The following is a 19525-nucleotide window of genomic DNA, read 5'->3' on the forward strand; positions in this document are numbered from 1 at the left end:
GAGAAACCCATGCAACTCGTAAATGACTGGCGGCGCGTTGTCGCTACATCACTTTCTTTCTGGATGCAGGTTATCGGCCTGCTTCTGATGATTGTCCCTGAACTCTGGTATGCGGTAACGGGGCGCGATTATGACCCTGCCGTGGCTTGGTGGCTTGGCGTGCTGTTTTTAGTTGCAGGCCTTGTCGGGCGCGTCTATCGGCAAAAGCTGTCTATGGTGCGCGAGTGGATCCGCATTGCCGGAATCGCTCTGATTGTTTTCCTGCTTGCTATCCTTTTGGCTGGTCGCGTCTTCGCTGCGCCTGTTAGCGAAAAGGACACGCTGGCGGTGGCCGTGCCATTCATCGCCCAGGAGGAAGGAGAGCGGCTCGTTGCCTACAAGGATATTGTTGGTGTTTGGACGATCTGCAGCGGATCCACGCGGGGTGTTTATCCTGGTATGCGTAAGACGGTGGCAGAGTGTCGGGATCTGCTACGGGCAGAAGTGGCGGAATACCGCTCCAAGCTTCATCGATACTTCACGGCTGCAACCAAGGAGCAACGCCTCACTGCCAAGCGCGATACGGCCTATGTGAGCCTTGCTTATAACGCCGGTGTTTATGCGATCGGGCGCAGCACTGCGACACGCCGATTGAATGTCGGCAACATCAAGGGCGGGTGTCAGGCGCTAAGCTGGTGGAACAAAGCAGGTGGCCGCGTCATTCGTGGCTTGGTCAATCGCCGCGCGCGAGAGAAAGCCCTCTGCATGGATGGTCTGTGATGAGCTTCATTCTCTCCCTCTTCTCAAACTGGCGTGTGATCCTTGCATGCGCTGGTTTCGCGGTTCTCCTTGCCTCCCATACCGTCGCTTACTGGAAAGGACATTCAAACGCCTCTCAGGCTTGCCAGACAGCGGCGCTGGAAGCGGAGAATGAAAATCTGAAGCGAACCCTTCAGATACACAAAGAGGCGCTTGAAACGGCTGTAGAGCGAGCAAATGAACGCGATGCAGAAGCAACTACTCTCGAACAGAAGGTTGAGGATTATGAAAGCCAATTGGAAGATGCTGGCAGCTGTGTTCTTTCTCCTGCCGATGCTCGGCGGCTGTCCGAAATCCGATAGCCTTGACCCATCCCTGCCGGTGTTGCCTGCTGATCTGGCCAAGCTGTGTGATGATCCAGGCGTAAGGGCAGGGCGCGACGTGCGGATCGAGCTTGCCACTCAAAGGAAGTTTCTGGCCCTCTGCCGAAGCAAGCACCGCGACACGGTGAAATTCTACAATCAAGTAAGGCAGCTCTATGCGGAGGATGGAAAGTGACTGGCGATTTGAAGGATTTGTTTTATATCGGCGGGATTGTTGTCACGGTCGCTGGCTCTCACTTTATGCTCAGAGCAAAAGTCATGGTTTTGGAAGAGCGCATCAAAGGCTATTCCGAAGCCATGAAGCGCATATTTGAAAGCCTTCGCAGAATCGAAGAAAAGCTCGATGGCAAGGCGGACAAATAAGGACAAAGCCTTAAAACGCTCCGAAATCAGGATTGTCTTTGTAGTGTTTGCTCAATCCCTCCGGGTCTTCCTGCAGGAGCTTTTTTAGATGAGCAAAGGCGTGTTGCTTGAAGCGGGCATTATTCTCTAGAGCCTGAATGCTTTTTGAAATAATCTCCCGCGATTTAATCTCCCTCTTCTCATAGTCTTCAAGAGCGGCGATTGTCATTGCAACATCCTCTTCCTTGGTCTTCGGTTCCGAGGCTAGGCTCACAGCTGCATCTTCTACCATTTGCAGGATTTCTTCTATTTCAGCCTCTTCGCCCGGGTACTCAATTGCCAAACTCCCCTCTAGGCGATGGATGATCTCGGCATTCATGGAGCGGCCATTTTGCTTGGCGGCATCCTTGATACGGTCCCTCATACCGTCTGGGAACCTAACGATGTATTGTTCCAGCTTCCTACTGGGACTGTCTTGTACCATGGTTTTCCTCCGATTTAAACTTAATATCGCATTAGGATATAAAATGTATTGACGCAATACTATCCTAAGGATATATGTAGACTTATCGCATTAGGCGATATTTAGAAAGGAGCAAAACATGCACAATCAAGGAAGAGCGGCAGACCAGTATATGGTCCGGTTCCCGGATGGTATGCGAAAAGAACTGAAAATTGAGGCTGCGATAAATGAGCGCTCATTAAATTCGGAAATCATCTACAGGCTCAAGAAGAGCTTGGAACAGGCTGTGTCATGATCCCCAAAACGAAGAAAGCCCCAGTGATGGCACACCGAGGCTTTCAGAAACTTAAACACCCTAGAGCAATAAGGATTTAAGATGCAAACGAGCATAGCTGAAGACCGTGCCAAGATCAAGGCACGGCAGTATATCCATGCCTGTGACAGGCTTGGTTTTCATTATTTCCTAACAAGAGACAACATTCCAGCCTTCCGCGAACGTGACGGACAGGACCTCAACGCTCTTGCCGAACTCAAAAGGACAAGCCACCCGGGCCCTGAGCTGATGGTGGTAGCCTTAAAATCCCTCAAGCGCACTGATCATCAAGTTTCCCGCGGGAAACATGCCTCAAGACTGACTCTTTCCAGCTTTCTCAACTTTGGCTCATTTGTAACAGGAGCAGCAGCATGAACAACCTGACAAATATTTCACCTGAAATGACCATGACAACGGTTGAAATCGCCGAGCTTTGCAACAAGCGCCACGACAACGTGATGATTGTCGCCAGAAGATTGAAGGACAAGGGTATTATTTTGGCTCCTGAAATTGAGGAGCCATACACAAGCGGTAAGGGGAGGGTGGACACCCGCAAGATTTTCCGGCTTAATAAAACCGAAAGCCTAAATCTCGTCGCCAATCTGTCACCCGAGTTCACTGCCCGGATCATCGATCGGTGGCAAGAACTTGAAGCAAAGCAGAGCGACCCAGTGAAAGCCCTTCAGGATCCGGCACAGCTTCGGTCGCTGCTTCTGGACAATGTAGAGAAGGTGATTCGTCTGGAAGCTGAAAACGGAGAGCTCAAGCCGCTAGCTGCCTCCTACGAGCATCTGACAAAGGCCGATGGAACTTTTTGCATTACCGATGCAGCCAAGGCGCTTGGCATACGGCCAAAAGATCTGTTCTCGGACTTGCGGGAAATGAAGTGGATTTATCGTCGCGTCGGTGGCGCCCACTGGATCGGTTACTCAGACAAAGTGCAACAGGGGTTGCTTGAACATAAGGTGACGGAGGTCACTACATCTGACGGTCGATCAAAAATCACCGAGCAAGTCAGGATAACGGCAAAGGGTATGGCGAAGCTGGCAGAGAAATACTCCAGTTTGTTCGCAGCAGAGTAGGAAACAGGGTCGCCTCGGGCGGCCTTTCTTTTATTCGGAAAATGGTGTAATTTTCTGTTAAATTATTTCCCGCACCATCTGTGTATCAAAGTGGGTATCAAAATGGGTATCAATTGGAAAAATGAAATTGTTTAAATTCAATGAAATCAGATATTTATACTTTAGTTCGATTCCCGCCGCCCGTACCAAAATTTCCATTTCCTTCATGCGATGTATGTGTTTTCCTGACGATCGAAAAGGAAGCCATGCCATATTCTGGGTGTATAGAAAGAGGTGGGGCTTTCAAGCTGACTAGAAAGAGAGCTGGTCTTTTGGTGTTGAAGCTTCTTGTTGGCAACGAGAGTTGGATTCGGTCATGGTTTTAAAGTCATATATTTCATCATTTATTGTTTCCTGTCTTTTCTTGATGCTATCAAACACAGGATTTGCAGCGTCTCCCGGTAGCTGCTCTGTTGGCCCCCAAGTCATGCGGGATGGCGAAAGCGCGATTTTCTTCAAGGTGCCTAGCGTGCATGAAGGTGGTTCATGCTCTCAATATGCGTTGGAACGCACATGCCGAAATGGGCGTATGTCTCCGGGGCGAGAATATCGCTATGGAAGCTGTACTGTTCTTGAGCATTTCACTGGTGTCAATCTCAATGAATTTCCCAGACAAATGGAAAATCGTGCCACGAAGCGATTTGATGCCCCTCTCTTCCGTCGCGCTGGGGTGGAAACCTATCGAGGGACGATGGAGGTGCTTAGATATCGTAAGCTCTTTCTTTCAGGCGAGATGAAGCCGAGGCAGAGGATAGAGAATAAGTGGGCATCCTTTATTGCGGCATCCAGAGAACATGGGAAAAGAGCCATTCTGAGCCTTGAGTGGAGTTTTAAGCACGCCGATATGGCTCCTCCTTTGCCCGGATCTCAAGAAGAAAGGGATCTGTTTGCGTTTCTTGATACCCATGTTCTTGATATTCTTGCTCCATCAGCGAGCATTATTACAAGTGGCAATGAACCTTTTGTCGATACCAAAAAAGAAGACTGGCGGTTTAATCCACGCTATGGCGGGATACCCATGGTCGAGTTTTACAAAAGGGTCACCCAACATGTTCACGCCTATCTGGTTCGCAAAGGATTGCGAGATCAGGTGGCGCTGTATATGGGATCATTTACGCAGCTTTATTCTCGTAAAATGCAGGATCAGTCTGCCACGCGTGCTTTGTTCGCTTATGCCGATGCCGCCCCTTTTGTGGATGGGGTGGACTTGCATACGCATGTAACGCGGCTTGAGCAAATTGAAAGTGCTTTGGCATATGCGCGCTACCAAACGGCAAAACCCATTATCGTGACCGAATATACCTATGTTTGGAAAAAGAGACGGGCGATTGAAAGCGATGATCGACTGGGTGCGGCTTTTGCTGGGCGTTGGGGCTATGATCCATTTTTGCCGATCCACGACTATCTGGTCTGCTATGTATTTCAGCGCGGGAATGGCTGCCAGTTTGACACCAAGATTTCCAAAGCAGAATGGGATGATTTCTTGGCATCACGCCCCTGGTTCATTGACCATTTCTTGCTTAAGGCTGACGATATTTTCCGAAAGTATGACGTACATGGAGCGACTTATGGTTTTATGCAGAGGCGGCCTAGAACACGTCAATTACAGAGAAATAAAGCTCCCTGGTATCTCGGTTTCCTCTTTTCACCAGCTTCTCTGGGATATGAACGTGATGGTTTTCCGCTACCGAACTATCAGGTGCTGGATGATTTTATAAGTTTGCAGCGTTGACCATAGTTTGGGCACAAATTGGCTTTTACAACTCGTTTGCATGCGTCGGTTGCATTTGTCTTCAAGAAAATGGCGGATCAATCGGTTTTGCAGCTTCAACGATGTACTAATCAAAAACACGGTGATCCAAAGCTTGCATTTCGGGACTAAAATTTGTAGCAGTTTGCGCAATGGTTTTTGATAATTTTGATAAATTTTTTTGAAAGGTAGTTTGGATGGGATCTGACCTTAGAATTTGCATTGTCGGGGCCGGCTTTTCCGGAGCTGTGATTGCGCGCGAGCTGGCAGATAAAGGCTATCGCACCCTTGTGATTGATGAACGCAGCCATTCGGCAGGCAATTGCCATACTGAACGTGATGCAGAAACAGGTGTGATGGTTCATAAATATGGCCCGCATATCTTCCATACTGCAGATGAAAAAGTCTGGGCCTATATCAATCGTTTCGGCGAAATGATGCCATATGTCAATCGGGTGAAGGCCACCGTGAAGGGCAAGGTTTATTCGCTGCCAATCAACCTGCACACCATCAACCAGTTTTTCGGCAAGGCTATGTCGCCGGATGAGGCCAAGGCCTTTATCGTTAGTCAGGCCCGATCAGACATTGAAGAGCCGCAAAGCTTTGAAGAGCAGGGTATGAAATTTGTCGGAGAGGACCTCTATAAGGCCTTTTTCGATGGCTATACCCGCAAACAGTGGGGTGTAGAGCCAAGCACCTTGCCTGCATCGATCCTCAAACGCTTGCCCCTGCGCTTCAACTATGATGACAACTATTTTAACCACCCCTATCAGGGTATGCCCAAGGATGGTTACAGCAAAATCGTAGACGGTATTCTGGCGCATGACAATATCGAGGTTCGGCTTGATTGTTCCTACGAGAGCCTTGAAGAAGACTTTGATCACGTCTTCTATACCGGCCCTCTCGACCGCTATTTCGGCTATGATATCGGACGCCTGAGCTATCGGACTCTGGACTTTGAGCCGATCCACGCAGAAGGCGATTTTCAAGGCACAGCCGTGATGAACTATCCCGATCCGGAAGTGCCTTTCACGCGTATTTCCGAGCACAAGCATTTTGCGCCATGGGAAGCGGAGACGTTTGAAAAGACGATTGCGTTCAAGGAATTCAGCCGTAGTTGTGGTGAAAATGATATCCCATATTATCCAATTCGTCGGCTTGATGACAAACAATTGCTCGAAGCTTACGAGGAACGCGCAGCGAATGAAGACGGTGTGACATTTGTTGGGCGCCTGGGCACCTATCAGTATCTCGATATGGATGTCACAATCGGCCGGGCATTGACTGTTGCCGAGGAATTCCTGGCTTCCCGGAAGGCCTAAAGCTGTTTGTCCAGCTATCGCCTAAATAATATATTATATGTCGGTCATGACAAGGAGCATGCCGTCATTTCAGAGGTGAATTAAATAAATGAGTGAATCTATTTGCAGTTCTACAGCTTTGGACAATTTGGCAGCGGGACCAACAGAATTTGTTGCACAAAAGCTCTTAGCGCCGGATCCTTCAGTAAACTCTGAGGTGGATCTGTTTTACCATTGTGAAGGACAAGCCGGCTATGACACCAATTTGGGCACTTACTATTGTTTTAAAGAGAGCTCGTTGATATTTGATGGGTATTATAACGTATTCCCTTTACACTGCTACGATGTAAGTTCTGATCACAAACTGAAGATCAGGATCAAGATCAAGGGTGAAGGCATCCTGCGCATGTATATGGCCAAGAAAGAAGCCAGCTGGGAACAATTGATCCATACCCTCTTTGACTATGATGAGCTCGAAACAGTTGAGTTTGATCTTCCCCTTCTGGATGGCATAGGCCTCCTGTTCATGCAGGTTTATGCCAAAACGGAAGTCACGGTTGTTTCCGCAGACTATATCATCGAAGGGCCTGTGCTGAATGACGCGACAATTACGGGTGTCATCACCACTTTCAAACGCGACGATGCCGTTCAGAGCACATCGGACAGGCTTGATGCCTATTTTCAGGAAAATGAAGATATCGCTGACCTGTTCCAGCTGTTGGTGATTGATAACGGCGGTGATACGGACGAAATCAGCTTCTCCCGCGGCCGGGTCATCAAGAACAAGAATTATGGTGGTGCAGGTGGCTTTTCTCGTGGGCTCCTCGAAGCGATGGAAGGAAATCTATCGAGCCATGTCCTGTTCATGGATGATGATGCCACCATTTTCCCTGAAAGCTTGAGGCGGACCTTGGCTGCTTTGCGCTATAGCAATGACCCGAAGCGAGCCATCAGTGGCGCCATGATCGCGGAGACCCACAAATGGATGATGTGGGAGAACTCCGCTCTGTTTAACAAGCGCTGTATTCCTTTGCATAATAGGGTTGACTTGCGCTTGTTCTCAAATGTTATCAAATGTGCTTTTGAAAATCAGCAAACACACAAAAATCGATACGGTGGGTGGTGGTATTTTTGCTTCCCCATTTCCGAAGTAACAAATTGGACCTTCCCGTTCTTTGTGCGTGGAGACGATATTTATTTTTCGTTGGCTAATGATTTCAATATCATCACTATGCCGGGTGTGGTGTCTATTCAGGAAGATTTTGAGGTCAAGCAGACCCCTCTTATTAACTACCTTGATGCCAGGTATCATCTCATTCAGCATTTGACATTCCCAATGCTGCGTCATTCATTTTGGAGCGATTTCATGATGATTTGGCGATATTTTGATCGCTATAACTCTTCATATCACTATGAGTCCGCTGAAGCGATCAATATTGCTATCGAAGATGTTCTGAAAGGGCCTGAGTTCTGGACCGATGATATGGATATGTCGGACAAGCGAAGCCAGATTAAGGAACTCACAAAGAATGAGGCCATTACGCCAAATATTGATATTGGCCATATCCAGTTAATCAATCCAGGTATAGGTCGGTTCCGTAAAGCCTATATCTTAAGAAAACTGACTTTGTGTGGTCATATTCTTCCACCCTTCTTCTTCTTTGCAAGAGGACGTCGGATGCCTTTGAGTGCGAGGGCTGCTCCATGGGAAACCTTTCTGCGCCCAGTGGTTGCTACAATGGATCGCTCTGATAAAAACGGCTATGTATGCAAGATTGATCGACCACGTTATTTCAAAAACCTTTGGCGTTTCTTCAAAAATATGCGCGCTTTCACCAAAGCTCGTAATGGCTTAATTGCGGACTATGAACGCATGAAAGATAAAGAACTGCATAAGAGTTTCTGGAAAAAAGTACTTTTGGAAGACTGACTACGCGCAAGATCCTTTCTTACATGACGTTGTTTTTTAACGCATAGACTAGTTCGGTTCTCTGTCGCTTGGTTGTCGTTTTGGAGTTAGTTGCTAACTTTTGTTGTGGGTGACGTATAATGAATAAAAAAATAGTTGTTCATATCGGTACATACAAAACCGGTACTTCGAGCATTCAATATGCAATGGCGCAAAGCCGAGACAAGCTCAAGCAGCAGAAAATTCATTATTTGGAAACTGGTTTACACCCGACATTAGACAAGCATCTTGGATTCTATAATTTAGGTTATTTGTCTCAGGACGGTAAAAATAGGGGGGCAATGTGGCAAGGGGTCGACATAGAAGGCCTCGCCCGACAAGAAATCGCAGAGTCAAAGTGTTCTACTTTTATAATATCTGAAGAAGAGCTCAGTGTTCCTGATCCGATCATTCCGCAAAAGCTTTCTTTTCTAAAAGAGTTGGGGCAGGTTCAGGTCGTTTTATGTGTTCGTAGGCAGGATAAATTTCTGGAATCTCTATATTTGCAATTTATGAAAGAGCCAGGTCGGCGATTGAGAAAAACGTTCGGAGATTTTCTGAACGATCCTGAAATTGTGAAGCGTGCCGAGTTTGATAGAATTGCCGATCTATGGTCTGACATCTATGGTCGTGATAATATCACAGTCCTTGATTTTGAAGTTGTGAAAGCAGAAAACAAACTGGTGAAGAATTTTTCACAGTTGTTTGGAGTTAATGCAACATTTGAGTTCCCTGATGTGAGGCGAAACACAACTATTTCTCATGAAATGGCGGAGATTATTCGACGCTTTTCGATTGTTTATCCAAAGATGCGGCGAGCGAATTTAACGCGAGCATTGAATCAATTGGATATCGCTCCTGCTAAAGAAAAATATGTACCCGAGCCGATGGCTGGCATCTTGCCTCGCTACCAAAACTCCAATGCTCGTTTGAAAGAACGGTATGGTGTTGATCTGTTGAAGTATTCTTCTGCTGTCGAGACTATTCCTCATGCGGAAAGGCTTGCACGTAACTATCGTTTTGAGAAGCGCATGAATCGTATTTTCATGCAGATGGTAAAAAAGGCCCATAAAGAACAGAGTTGGGACTTCATCGAATAAAGCAATCTGAGAGAAACTTTTCTTCAAAAGAAAATCTTAAGTCTTTTCCTAGTGCAGAGCCTTAAGTAATTGACCCTTATGATTTGTGCCCTTGTTGTGCATATAGCTGATTATGAGGCTCAGATCTGGAATAGCGACTGAATGATGAACCATTAAACTAGTTCAGTAAGAGAATACAATGGCAGGACGTAAGCTATATCTCCATATCGGTTCACACAAGACCGGAACCACATCTATCCAATTTGCCTTGATGCACAATGCAGAAGCATTGGTAGCCAATGGGCTTCAGTTTTTTTATGAAAAACAGAATGGATCATGGGATGGATTCCCGGATCTGCACGATTGGATTGAATATGTTGAGGCAGATCGTGTGGTTCCAAAAGGCGCGAGGCTGTCCAATCTGGCAGGGCTGGTTTCAAGACTCTCTCAATATGAACAGGACATCGTTGCTTCTTCGGAGAATTTCTCTTTTTTCTTTGAAAAGAAACATATTGAGGAACTGCATAAGGCATTGTCGAAGATTTTTGATGAAATCGAAGTGATCTGCTATTTGCGACGACAGGACCAACATATCATTTCTCATGCCCAGGAAGGGTCTAAAACATCACGACACGCGGAATATGACCTGTGGGGTAACGACATAGCTTCGTTGCCTGCCTATGACAAGCGGTTTGATTATTATCTTGATTATAATAAGCGCATTGGCATGTGGATGGATGTTATGGGTGATGATGCGGTCACTGTACGCTGTTTTGATCAATCCCGCCTTTTGAAAGGTGACACAATTGCGGACTTCTTTGCGCTTTTAGGGATTGAAAACTACCAACCCGGGGCATGGCGCAATGTGGGCAAGACCAGCACTCAAGCCAAGCTAGGCCATCTTCTCATTGGATCTGGCGCAGATAACCAGGCCAAACTATTTTCTTTGATAGATTCTCTTGAGTTGCCGAAGCGCAAAATGGAACCGAGCAGAGCAGAGGCTGAAGATTTCTACAATCACTATAGAGAAGGCAATGCCGCTCTAGCCACTCGTCTAAAAGAATGCGAATTCCCTGAGTTCTTTTCGTCTGACTTTTCCGAGTATCCAGAACAGTCGACAGATGTCTGGAATAAAGACGAAATCGGCGAAATTTTCGCGGCCGTTTTCAGAGTGTTAGGAAGCAATTTTTTCGACTTCACTCCTAGGGATCTATTGCAAGCAGCCGCGCATAGTCAAAGAAAAGGCGATATAGATGCTGGTATCCGTTTTCTGAAGATGGCTCAAATAATCAGACCTGATGGTCCACATATTGCTAAGCGGCTTAAGGAGCTTAGAGATTTGAAGCAGCCTGATTGAGCTATGAGGATGCTTAAATCTACTTCTTCCGTCTGATTTTTTCGCCGAGGGTAAAGGCTAAATGGGCGGTGAGCATCATTGCGGCGACTGTGCAGACGACGATGATCACATACTGACTGACCGGGATCTGCGAAAGCAGCTTGTTGTTCATGAAGATCATGGCAGCCGAAGCGATCAGGGCTGCGGCCGTTGCGTGAAGACGTTTTTTCAGCAATGTTGAAATAACGAAGTTCGCAATTCCCGGCGGGCTGAACATTGCTGTGATAAAAATTCGAAAGATCGTGTCAATGTCCATGGTCGGTCCGTTTTTCTCAGATGGCTATCAATGCTCACGCATGCAGTTTTTGCCTTTTGATGTCGTGGAAGCAAAGCTGCAAGGATATTGGCAATTGTATAAAGCGCAGGCGCCTAAATTGAAAGACAGACCTTTATTCAATCTGTCTCAATTGTCCAGATTTGCTGATTTGTGTGGTGGATTTCGGCTGTGTAGATGAAAAGAGGCCAGAAACCAAAAAGCCCTCATGCCAGAACATGAGGGCCTTATGGAGTCAGCAAGGTGCGTTATCTGCAGAACCGTTTATAGCCGCTATAGGTCGTGTAGTAGCCTGTTCTTGAATCAAAAGAGCGATATTTGGAATGGCAATAGGCATACCAAGCGCTCGTCCAAGGGGCCGGACGGCCATAATATCGCGGCGGTGGCGGCGGACGATAATAGCGTCGCGGTGCCGGACGATAGTAACGGGGTGGCGCAGGCCGATAATAGCGTGGCGGTGGCGGGCCTGGGCGATAATAGCGGCGTGGCGGAGCATTTCTGCTGCTGGATACAATTGCAGCCCCTCCGATAGCGCCGACAGCAAGGCCCGCAGCGAACGCACCGTTACGACCGTCTTTGGCGTGAGCTTTGGGGATGGATAATGTCATTGCCAATGCAGGCATGATCGCCGCAACCAGCAGGTAGATATAGATTTTCCTTTTAATCATCGAATGCTCCTAAAAGGGGTCGATTTCGACCAAGTTTCCACTCATTAGTATGCAGCCAATAATGGCAGAATTATTGTTGCTCTATGACTACTTTTTGAAACAAAAGGTCATTTAGAGTGACTACAGTGTAACAAGAGTTCAATATTGATGCCATACAAGGCTGCGTGATTGAGAGCGTGAAGGTGAAATGCTCTTGTTACGAGAAAAAGGTCGCCGTGGGCGACCTTTGTTTTTCAGCAATGGTTTTGCTTAGCGGCAGAAGCGATGGCGGCCCGAATAGGTGACATAGTAGCCGGTGTGCGGATCAAACGAGCGATAGCGAGCGCCACAATATCTGTACCATGCGCGTGTCCATGGAGCCGGGCGGCCATAATGGCGATGTGCTGAACGGCTTGGCGCATAGTGGCGTCCATGATGCGCACTTGCAGCGATGGCGCCAAAGGTCAGGCCAGTGATAGCGCCAACCGCAAAGGCTGCATTTCTGCCACCGGCAGCTTCTGCCTGATTGGCTGGTAGGGCAAGGGTGGTAGCTGCGGCGATGCTGGCGATCATTGCGAAAGTTGCGATGGATTTCTTGAACATGGTCTCTCTCCGTATATGTGTTGCTGACTTGAGTCTTGCTTCTTATGTGTGTACTGGGGGCGACTGTTTTTGCCGCCTATACATGTCTGTCGCAACGGGGAGAGAGTTGGTTCAAAAATAATTGGATTTTTTGCCGAATTTATTTCGTCGAGAGAAAGTCTTCGTCTTTTCAGATGTTTGTGTCTGGAAATAAGAAAAAGGACCGCCCGTGGCGATCCTTTGTGATTTCATATGGGCCATGAAGGCTCATACGAGAGAAGACGCAATTTTCCCCTGCCAACCAGGGAGGAAGGGCGGCAGGGGGAATGGCTATCTTGAATTGTCTGAAAACTTATGAGTTTTCGTTGCCGAGCACGTAATCAACAATGTTGGTGCTTTCGTCATCGCTGGCTACGCCCAGATTCTTGACAACAGCTTTCTCGGTGGAAACTGGCTGGTTTTTGCCGGCTTTCTGAGAAGCGAGCACGTAGTCAACAATGTTGGTGCTTTCGTCATCGCTGGCTACGCCAAGGTTTTTGACAACAGCTTTCTCGGTGGAAACCGGAGCGTTTTTGCCGTCTTTCTGGGAGGCCAGAACATAGTCAACGATGTAGATGCTGTCGTCAGCCTGACGAACGATCTGGTCGGCTGCGGACTGGTTTGCCTGAGCTGCCAGAGGGGCTGCGAGGGAAACACCAGCTACGAGGGCTGCGAATACTGCTGATTTTGCATATGCGTTTTTCATTTTTCTTGTCCTTAGTTTTGTTCTGCTCTCGTCTGTTTTTAAGAGAGCATTTTTATAGTTGGCTTCTTCTGTTTTGTTCCGTCGTCGTTGCGACTACCCTGATTTGGGGATGGGGTTATTTGTTTTCAAGCTTATTAAACATTTGTAATTCGATCACTTTTTGGTTTTTCTGCCTTGAAAACTATTGTCCAAATAATTATCGCCCTACCTAATTGACCTAGGGAAATTCGGTAGAAATTGCGAATAAAATCTCCTTTAAGTTGTGATTGGGTCGACCTAAGTTATTGATAATATTGACGATGAAACAGGTTTTGTAAGGCTGTCAAATCTGCTTAAACTGGCGTTCCGGCAAAAGTCAGAAATTTTTCAAAACCGAGTTGGAGGCGCCAAACTTTTTTTTAAAAAAAATTTTTCGGGCCGCTTGTTTGGGGCTTTTTTCTCTCCAATCGCTCTTTTTGGCGCCTCTGATAGGCTCTTTTGGTGCTGAAAAAGAGCCGCCGAGAGAGTGGCATTGGCGTGGAATGGAAGCTGTGTCAGAATGTGTCTGCGCTTTTGCAGTTCTTTTATTCTCTTTTTTGAACCCGAATGCGTTCTGAAGCGACAAAGGAATGACAGTAAGATTGAGGATTGCATGTCAGGAGCAGAGGAAACACGTGATCTTGCCCTTCTTGAGCTGATTGCGCGAAATGATCGCAAGGCCATTGCTCTGCTTTATCAGCGGCATCATCTTCGGCTTTACCGTTTTCTGCTGCGCTTTGTTAAGAATGAGGCGCAGGCAGAGGAGCTTGTAAACGAGACCTTCATTGATGTGTGGCGTGGTGCCGGAAAATTCGAAGGTCGCTCTCAGGTTTCTTCCTGGATTCTATCGATCGGGCGCAACAAGGCTCTTTCCCTGCTGCGCAAACGATCTGACGCCGAGCTGGATGATGAATATGCATCGGGTCTGGAAGATGAGAGCGACACGCCAGAAGTGATGACCCTTAAACAGGATAAGGCGGCTGCGATGCGGCTTTGTATCAATCGGCTCAGCGATGAGCATAGGGAAGTCATCGATCTCGTTTATTATCAGGAGAAGGCGATCAAGGAGATTGCTGTTATTCTGTCGGTTCCGGAAAACACGGTAAAAACGCGGGTGTTTCATGCACGCAAAAAACTGTCTGATCTTTTGGCGAAATCCGGCATTGATCGTGGATGGCCGTAAGGGAAATGAACAGCAGCGTCGAGGACTATGAAATGACCTATGATCCGGAAATTGAAAAACTCCTGCCCTGGTATGCAAAGGGGCTGCTGGAAGCCAAAGACCAGCAAAGCGTGGAATCTTATCTGGCAAACCATCCGGATATGCGTATGCAGCTAGGCCTGATTGAAGAGGAGGCTTTGGCGGTTGAGCAACAGCACGCAGCGCTTGGCGCCCCGGCGCCGGGTGGGCTGGATCGGCTGCTGGCTGATATCGATGGTTTGCAAGCGCAAGAAGAGGGGGCCCGTGGGAACACAATAGGGTTTCTTGAAAGCTTCCGAGAGGGCATCAAGCGTTTTCTGGGCAATTTCTCAAGCCCGGCCATGCAACTGACTGGTGCGGCAGCTGCGGTGGTGATTGTCGCGCAAGCGGTCATCATTGGTGGTCTGATGGATCGCGGAACTGAAAAAGAGGCCGCGCAAGTGTCCGCCTTTACCACGGCCGCCGGTCCGGAAGGCGCTGCCCCCAATGCTCTGGCGGCGCAAGATGTCGCTATCTTTCTTGTGGCATTCAATAAGGATGCGCGCATGGAAGAGATCAACGCGCTACTGAAATCGCTTTCAGCCATTATCGTTGCTGGTCCCAAGGCGGGTGGTTTTTACCAGATACAAATCAAAAAAGACCTTTTGCCGGAGGGTGGGGACGTCGCCGTTCAGGAAAGGCTGAAGGCCAATACGGATCTGGTTCAGTTCGTTTCCATAAGTCAATAACATTGGGCCGCTCATAGGGAGAGAGCATGATGAAACATGTAATCAGACAAAAAACGGGTGTTGCATTGATCTTTGGCGCTCTCATGGCCCTGCCGGTGGCGTTCGCTCCGACCTTTTCTGTTGCTCAGACCTATGATCGGTACGAACAAAAGCCTCCCTATATAAGAAAGCCGACGAGGGACCGGAGACCACAGCGCCCTTCACGCTCCAGAGACAACGCGACTGGGGCAGCCATCGGGTTCGGTATTGGCTTGGGTCTCTCTATTATAGATGGGGCACGCCGGCAGAATGAGATGCAGCAACCGCCCGCAAACTATCGCCCGCCAGCGGCTCCCCCTCCCAGACAGGGCTATCGACCGGCACCTCGTAAACCGCAACAAGGGGCTCGCCAGCCAAGGCCACCGAGAGTGACAAGCCGTATTCAACTGCCCGAAACCTTGCGCGTGGCGCGGGCAAAACCTCGTATCTATTCTATTGGAGACAAGCCATGGGCGAGTGATACCGAGTTTGTGGTTGCGCTCTATCCGGGGCTGCCAGACAGCGCCATTGATGCTTTTATCGCTGATTATGGTCTCGATCTGATCGAGCGTACAAGAATAAAGCTGCTCGATCAGGTGGTGCTCAAGCTGCGCTATCCTGAAGACATGTCGCCGCGGGATGTGCTGGATATGGCGACGGACATACGGGTGTTCCGTGCACAGCCAGACTATTTCTATTATCCATCCAGCGGTGAACAAAGTCGGGCGTCCGTTCCCTATGCTGGCTTGCAATATGCCTTTGACCGTTTGGGGCTAGAACAAAGCGGGGCTCAGGCGAATAGGCTGGAGGCCAGCGGGGAAGGGGTTCGGCTTGCCGTGATTGATAGCGGCATCCGGTCCGATCACCCCGCTTTGACGGGCGCTGTCTCCTCGCGCTTTACGGCCTTTGAGCCGACTGGGGAAGCGCAATTGGTGCCTGAGCATGGCACGGCTGTCGCGTCCATCATTGCAGCCCAGTCTGGAATGCGAGGCATGGCCCGGAATGTCTCTTTATTGTCGGCGCAGGTGTTTCAGGCCAATGCGCAGGGCAATATGGTTGCCGATAGTTTTGATATCGTGAGGGGGATCGACTGGGCCGTTCAGCAAGGCGCGGACATCCTCAACCTTTCCTTTGCCGGTGGGCGTGACGATCTCTTGGAAATGGCGTTACTCAAGGCCAGTGAGAAGGGGGTCGTTTTGGTTGCTGCTGCTGGCAATGAAGGAGCAGACGCGCCCGTTGCATTCCCCGCCGCTTATGCGCCTGTGATTGCGGTTACCGCCACGGATGAAGAGGATGCACTATATGTCTTTGCCAATCAGGGCGACGATGTGGAGCTGGCCGCTCCGGGCGTTGATATTCTGGTGGCAGTCGGAACGAACGGTTTTGCCTTGCAATCGGGCACGTCGATGGCGACGGCCTATATTTCGGGAGCTGTGGCTCTGCTGTTGCAAAAGGAGCCAGAGCTATCTGTTGAAGAAATCAAACAGCGGCTGTCCGGTTCCGCTCTGGATCTGGGGCCGCAGGGCAAAGACCCACTGTTTGGCTATGGCAGGCTTGATGTATCCAGAGCGCTTGCCGGTGGTGAACCGGACTAGGTGGACCAGATGATATGGAGTGTAAAGTGTCGCGGCGATTGAAGCTGTAGTGGCGCTTTCCTGAGTAAGAGAGCGCCGCATCGGGCTGTCCCCATAAAGCGCTATCAGAATGAAGGCTATCAGAGCGTGAAGGACACCTGCTCGGGGTTCCAGCCATAGATCCAGTCAAATTGTTTGACGAGCTGATTGGCTGGCATCATTTGCATGGTCAGGTTGCGCGCCATGGCCAGAGGGCCTCTCATGTGATAGATCCGTCCGTTTTGACGGGCACGGCCGACAACGCGGACAACCCGTTTCTTGCGTGCTTTCTCATAGGCTTTCAGGCGCGTTTCCATTGGGCCTTCCACCTCATCGATAGCACGGGCGAGAACCGCTGCATCTTCAATGGACATGACCGCCCCTTGCGCCATGAATGGCAACATGGCATGGGCTGAATCTCCCAACAGGGCGACTTTGCCTTTTACCCATGGCTGGTTCGGGTCTTGTGCGCACAGCGCCCATTTGAGCCAGTCTTCCCGTTCTGCCAAAAGATCCCGGATCTCGCGTGGCCAGCGGGAGAAGCGTTTGTTGAGCCATGCTGCATCGCCTACGCTGTTCCAGCCTTCTTCCGACCAGTCCTCATCAACGATCGCAACGATATTCATCATGTGTCCGGAAACAATCGGGTAGTGCACGAGATGGGCCTTGGGGGAAAGCCAGAGGCCGACATTTTCGCTGTCGATGCTGGGGGGCACCATCTGAATGGGCAAGGTCGCGCGCCAGGCTGTCTTGCCGCTATATGCCGCCGGACTGTTGCCGAAATAGTCCGTCCGGATTCGTGACCAGACGCCGTCGGCTGCAATCAGCGCTGCGCCGCGATAAAAGGCATGCTCTCCATTGGCCATCTTGCAGCGCAGTTCAACGCCGTCATCCGTTTCGGTGACTTCGCGCACCTCTCGCTCATCCAACATCTCGATGAGGTCGGATTGGCTGGCGCGGTGATAGAGCGCCTGCTGTAAGTCTGCGCGGTGGATGACCATATAGGGGGAGCCGAACCGCTCGGAAATGTCGCTGGTCGATATTTCGGAGAGGCGAGCACCCGTGACGCCGGAATTGATGCAGATCCTGTCCGGTGTTACCGCGAGCTTGGAAATATAGGGCCACACGCCCCATTGCTTGAGGCTGCTTGTCGCATTGGGGGAAATCTGAATGCCTGCGCCGACTTCTGTGGGGATCGTGTTTCGTTCCAGCAACAAAACAGGAAACCCTTTACAGGCAATCGCCAGGGCTGCGGACAATCCGCCCGGGCCAGCCCCTGCTACAATGATCGGCAATCGTTCGGTCATGACAGGATCTTTCGAACTGGTCGTGTCTTTCCAAATTGCGCTAGGCAATTCAGGGGCTTCTTATGAGGACCGCATGGCAACGATGGATAAGCCCAATCTAGCGGATCGTAAAGTCGATTCTGAGAAAAAAACTCAAGACACATTAGTCGCGCCCAGACTGAACGAAATTGATTAAAAGCAAAAGAGCCTTCTACACATGAATGTCATATTTGTTCGTCCCCAGTTCTCGGCCCCTTCCGCAAAACGGGAAACAGACTGAAATAAACGACGTGCGGTATCAATCTTCGTAGAAGCAGCCTGTGGGACGGGTGGTCTGGGGGCCGAGGTCTTCATCAAACTTGTAAAGAGTGGAACAATAAGGGCAGAGGATTTCGTTTTCTTCGCCCATGTCGAGATAGATATGGGGGTGATCCTGCGGCGGGTTTGCCCCTATGCATTGGAATTCCTTTGCGCCGATGTGGATCACCGGGACGCCCTGATCATTCTTGAAATGCGGAATCTTGGAGCCGGCCATTGTAAATTGCCTTCTTTTCAATGAATTTCGTGCGTAAGACACCATAGCGATTTGTTGGTGAGCTGCCTACTATTCGTCTGTTTATACCTTGCCCCTATCCAAAGATCTACGTATATTCCATGCGGTTTTTGCAAAGACAGCTGTGTCCGGCTTCTCTTGCGGTTTGCGCTTTTCGGGCAAACTGATATGAATGCCTGCAGATACGCGTTGCGTCTTGTTCCCCTTTTCAAAGTGAATTCAAAGTCGATATGCCTTATTTCAAATCTGATGATTATACGATCTCCTATCTCGATGAAGGAGAAGGAGAGCCGGTTCTGCTTATTCACGGTTTTGCCTCCAACAAAATGGTCAACTGGGTCAATCCCGGATGGGTGCAGACCCTGACGAAAGCTGGCTATCGCGTGATCGCAGTGGACAATCGCGGCCATGGGGAAAGCGAGAAGCTTTATGATTCCGCGCTCTATTCTTCGCCTATCATGGCTGAAGATGCCCGTGCGCTGCTTGACCATCTCGGGCTCCAGAAAGCCTTCGTGATGGGCTATTCGATGGGCGCGCGCATTTCTGCCTTTCTGGCGCTCAAATATCCAGAGCGGGTCAAGAAGGTTGTTTTCGGTGGCCTGGGTGGCGGCATGATCAATGGCACCGGCGATCCGCAGCCCATTATTGATGCGCTGAAGGCGGACGACGGAGCAAAATCCACCAGCGCCGTGGGGCGGGCCTTTCGCCAATTTGCCGATCAGACCAAAAGCGATCGTCTGGCGCTGGCTGCCTGCATGGGCTCGTCGCGACAGAAAATTTCAGTTGAGGAATTGTCCAAGCTGAGCGTGCCTGCGCTTGTTGCTGTTGGCACACGGGACACCATCGCCGGTACGGCGCAAGAACTGGCCGATGTGCTGCCTGATGCGCAGGTGTGCGACATTCCGGGGCGGGATCATATGGTCGCGGTCGGGGATAAGGTTTTCAAAAAGGCTGTGCTGGAATTCTTCGCAGACGCCTGATTTTTCAAGAATGAGAGAATGAATGAGGGCCACATTCTGTGTGGCC

21 protein-coding genes are annotated in these 19525 nt (G+C 49.4%); 14 read left to right on the top strand and 7 right to left on the bottom strand.

The annotated features are described in order from the left end of the window. Positions 1-9 precede the first annotated feature (9 nt). The 3 genes from ACKPCT_RS02430 to ACKPCT_RS02440 all read left to right on the top strand — a co-directional run bounded on the left by ACKPCT_RS02430 (position 10) and on the right by ACKPCT_RS02440 (position 1484). Positions 10-759 (top strand): lysozyme, encoded by a 750-nt coding sequence (locus tag ACKPCT_RS02430; RefSeq protein ID WP_319568274.1) that lies wholly within the window; start codon positions 10-12, stop codon positions 757-759. 264 nt (positions 760-1023) lie between these two features. Next, the gene (locus ACKPCT_RS02435) at positions 1024-1296 is read left to right on the top strand and encodes a hypothetical protein (protein WP_319568275.1); all 273 of its coding nucleotides are present in this window, start codon (positions 1024-1026) and stop codon (positions 1294-1296) included. Further along, on the top strand, positions 1293-1484 hold the full coding sequence (locus tag ACKPCT_RS02440) for a hypothetical protein (RefSeq protein ID WP_319568276.1): 192 nt from the start codon (positions 1293-1295) through the stop codon (positions 1482-1484). Before ACKPCT_RS02435 ends, ACKPCT_RS02440 begins: the two co-directional genes overlap by 4 nt. A gap of 10 nt (positions 1485-1494) precedes the next feature. Here ACKPCT_RS02440 and ACKPCT_RS02445 read toward each other — a convergent pair whose 3' ends face one another. Then, on the bottom strand, positions 1495-1947 hold the full coding sequence (locus tag ACKPCT_RS02445; protein WP_319568277.1) for an Arc family DNA-binding protein: 453 nt from the start codon (positions 1945-1947) through the stop codon (positions 1495-1497). A 172-nt stretch (positions 1948-2119) separates the two neighbouring features. Here ACKPCT_RS02445 and ACKPCT_RS02450 point away from each other — a divergent pair, with 172 nt between their 5' ends. From ACKPCT_RS02450 to ACKPCT_RS02480, 7 genes are all read left to right on the top strand, one after another. After that, positions 2120-2221: an Arc family DNA-binding protein gene (locus tag ACKPCT_RS02450; protein WP_407652473.1), complete on the top strand. Its 102-nt coding sequence runs from the start codon at positions 2120-2122 to the stop codon at positions 2219-2221. 389 nt (positions 2222-2610) lie between these two features. Beyond that, complete coding sequence (locus ACKPCT_RS02455; RefSeq protein ID WP_319568278.1) at positions 2611-3321, top strand: phage regulatory protein/antirepressor Ant; 711 nt, start codon at positions 2611-2613, stop codon at positions 3319-3321. A gap of 355 nt (positions 3322-3676) precedes the next feature. Further along, positions 3677-5092: a hypothetical protein gene (locus ACKPCT_RS02460; RefSeq protein ID WP_319568279.1), complete on the top strand. Its 1416-nt coding sequence runs from the start codon at positions 3677-3679 to the stop codon at positions 5090-5092. Between the two features lie 215 nt (positions 5093-5307). Then, positions 5308-6432, top strand: coding sequence for a UDP-galactopyranose mutase (gene glf / locus ACKPCT_RS02465; protein WP_319568280.1), 1125 nt, complete (start codon positions 5308-5310; stop codon positions 6430-6432). 88 nt (positions 6433-6520) lie between these two features. After that, the gene (locus tag ACKPCT_RS02470) at positions 6521-8341 is read left to right on the top strand and encodes a glycosyltransferase family 2 protein (protein WP_319568281.1); all 1821 of its coding nucleotides are present in this window, start codon (positions 6521-6523) and stop codon (positions 8339-8341) included. Between the two features lie 119 nt (positions 8342-8460). Next, entirely contained in the window at positions 8461-9459 is a 999-nt protein-coding gene (locus ACKPCT_RS02475) for a hypothetical protein (protein WP_319568282.1), read from the top strand. Positions 9460-9637: 178 nt separating this feature from the next. Next, positions 9638-10795 carry a hypothetical protein gene (locus ACKPCT_RS02480; RefSeq protein WP_319568283.1) on the top strand — a complete coding sequence of 386 codons (1158 nt, stop codon included), beginning with the start codon at positions 9638-9640 and terminating at the stop codon, positions 10793-10795. 19 nt (positions 10796-10814) lie between these two features. Here ACKPCT_RS02480 and ACKPCT_RS02485 read toward each other — a convergent pair whose 3' ends face one another. The 4 genes from ACKPCT_RS02485 to ACKPCT_RS02500 form a co-directional block, all read right to left on the bottom strand. Then, complete coding sequence (locus tag ACKPCT_RS02485; protein WP_319568284.1) at positions 10815-11090, bottom strand: hypothetical protein; 276 nt, start codon at positions 11088-11090, stop codon at positions 10815-10817. A gap of 266 nt (positions 11091-11356) precedes the next feature. Continuing rightward, on the bottom strand, positions 11357-11776 hold the full coding sequence (locus ACKPCT_RS02490; RefSeq protein WP_244544776.1) for a BA14K family protein: 420 nt from the start codon (positions 11774-11776) through the stop codon (positions 11357-11359). Positions 11777-12025: 249 nt separating this feature from the next. Then, positions 12026-12358, bottom strand: coding sequence for a BA14K family protein (locus ACKPCT_RS02495; protein WP_319568285.1), 333 nt, complete (start codon positions 12356-12358; stop codon positions 12026-12028). Positions 12359-12689: 331 nt separating this feature from the next. Beyond that, complete coding sequence (locus ACKPCT_RS02500; RefSeq protein ID WP_319568286.1) at positions 12690-13082, bottom strand: hypothetical protein; 393 nt, start codon at positions 13080-13082, stop codon at positions 12690-12692. Positions 13083-13713: 631 nt separating this feature from the next. On the opposite strand from ACKPCT_RS02500, the gene ACKPCT_RS02505 reads away from it, so the two are divergent. The 3 genes from ACKPCT_RS02505 to ACKPCT_RS02515 are packed head-to-tail and all read left to right on the top strand — an operon-like array spanning position 13714 to position 16642. Then, positions 13714-14283: a sigma-70 family RNA polymerase sigma factor gene (locus tag ACKPCT_RS02505; protein ID WP_319568287.1), complete on the top strand. Its 570-nt coding sequence runs from the start codon at positions 13714-13716 to the stop codon at positions 14281-14283. A gap of 5 nt (positions 14284-14288) precedes the next feature. Beyond that, entirely contained in the window at positions 14289-15029 is a 741-nt protein-coding gene (locus tag ACKPCT_RS02510; RefSeq protein WP_319568288.1) for a hypothetical protein, read from the top strand. 26 nt (positions 15030-15055) lie between these two features. Then, positions 15056-16642 carry a S8 family peptidase gene (locus ACKPCT_RS02515; RefSeq protein ID WP_319568289.1) on the top strand — a complete coding sequence of 529 codons (1587 nt, stop codon included), beginning with the start codon at positions 15056-15058 and terminating at the stop codon, positions 16640-16642. A 119-nt stretch (positions 16643-16761) separates the two neighbouring features. Here the strand turns inward: ACKPCT_RS02515 and ACKPCT_RS02520 are convergent, their stop codons facing one another. Together ACKPCT_RS02520 and ACKPCT_RS02525 are read right to left on the bottom strand one after the other, a co-directional pair. Further along, positions 16762-17967, bottom strand: coding sequence for an FAD-dependent monooxygenase (locus ACKPCT_RS02520; RefSeq protein ID WP_319568290.1), 1206 nt, complete (start codon positions 17965-17967; stop codon positions 16762-16764). A 277-nt stretch (positions 17968-18244) separates the two neighbouring features. Then, positions 18245-18481 carry a zinc-finger domain-containing protein gene (locus tag ACKPCT_RS02525; RefSeq protein WP_090074894.1) on the bottom strand — a complete coding sequence of 79 codons (237 nt, stop codon included), beginning with the start codon at positions 18479-18481 and terminating at the stop codon, positions 18245-18247. 248 nt (positions 18482-18729) lie between these two features. On the opposite strand from ACKPCT_RS02525, the gene ACKPCT_RS02530 reads away from it, so the two are divergent. Beyond that, positions 18730-19479 (top strand): alpha/beta fold hydrolase, encoded by a 750-nt coding sequence (locus tag ACKPCT_RS02530; RefSeq protein WP_319568291.1) that lies wholly within the window; start codon positions 18730-18732, stop codon positions 19477-19479. Positions 19480-19525: the final 46 nt, after the last annotated feature.

It is taken from the genome of Cohaesibacter marisflavi, assembly GCF_963665895.2.
GTDB lineage: Bacteria > Pseudomonadota > Alphaproteobacteria > Rhizobiales > Cohaesibacteraceae > Cohaesibacter > Cohaesibacter marisflavi.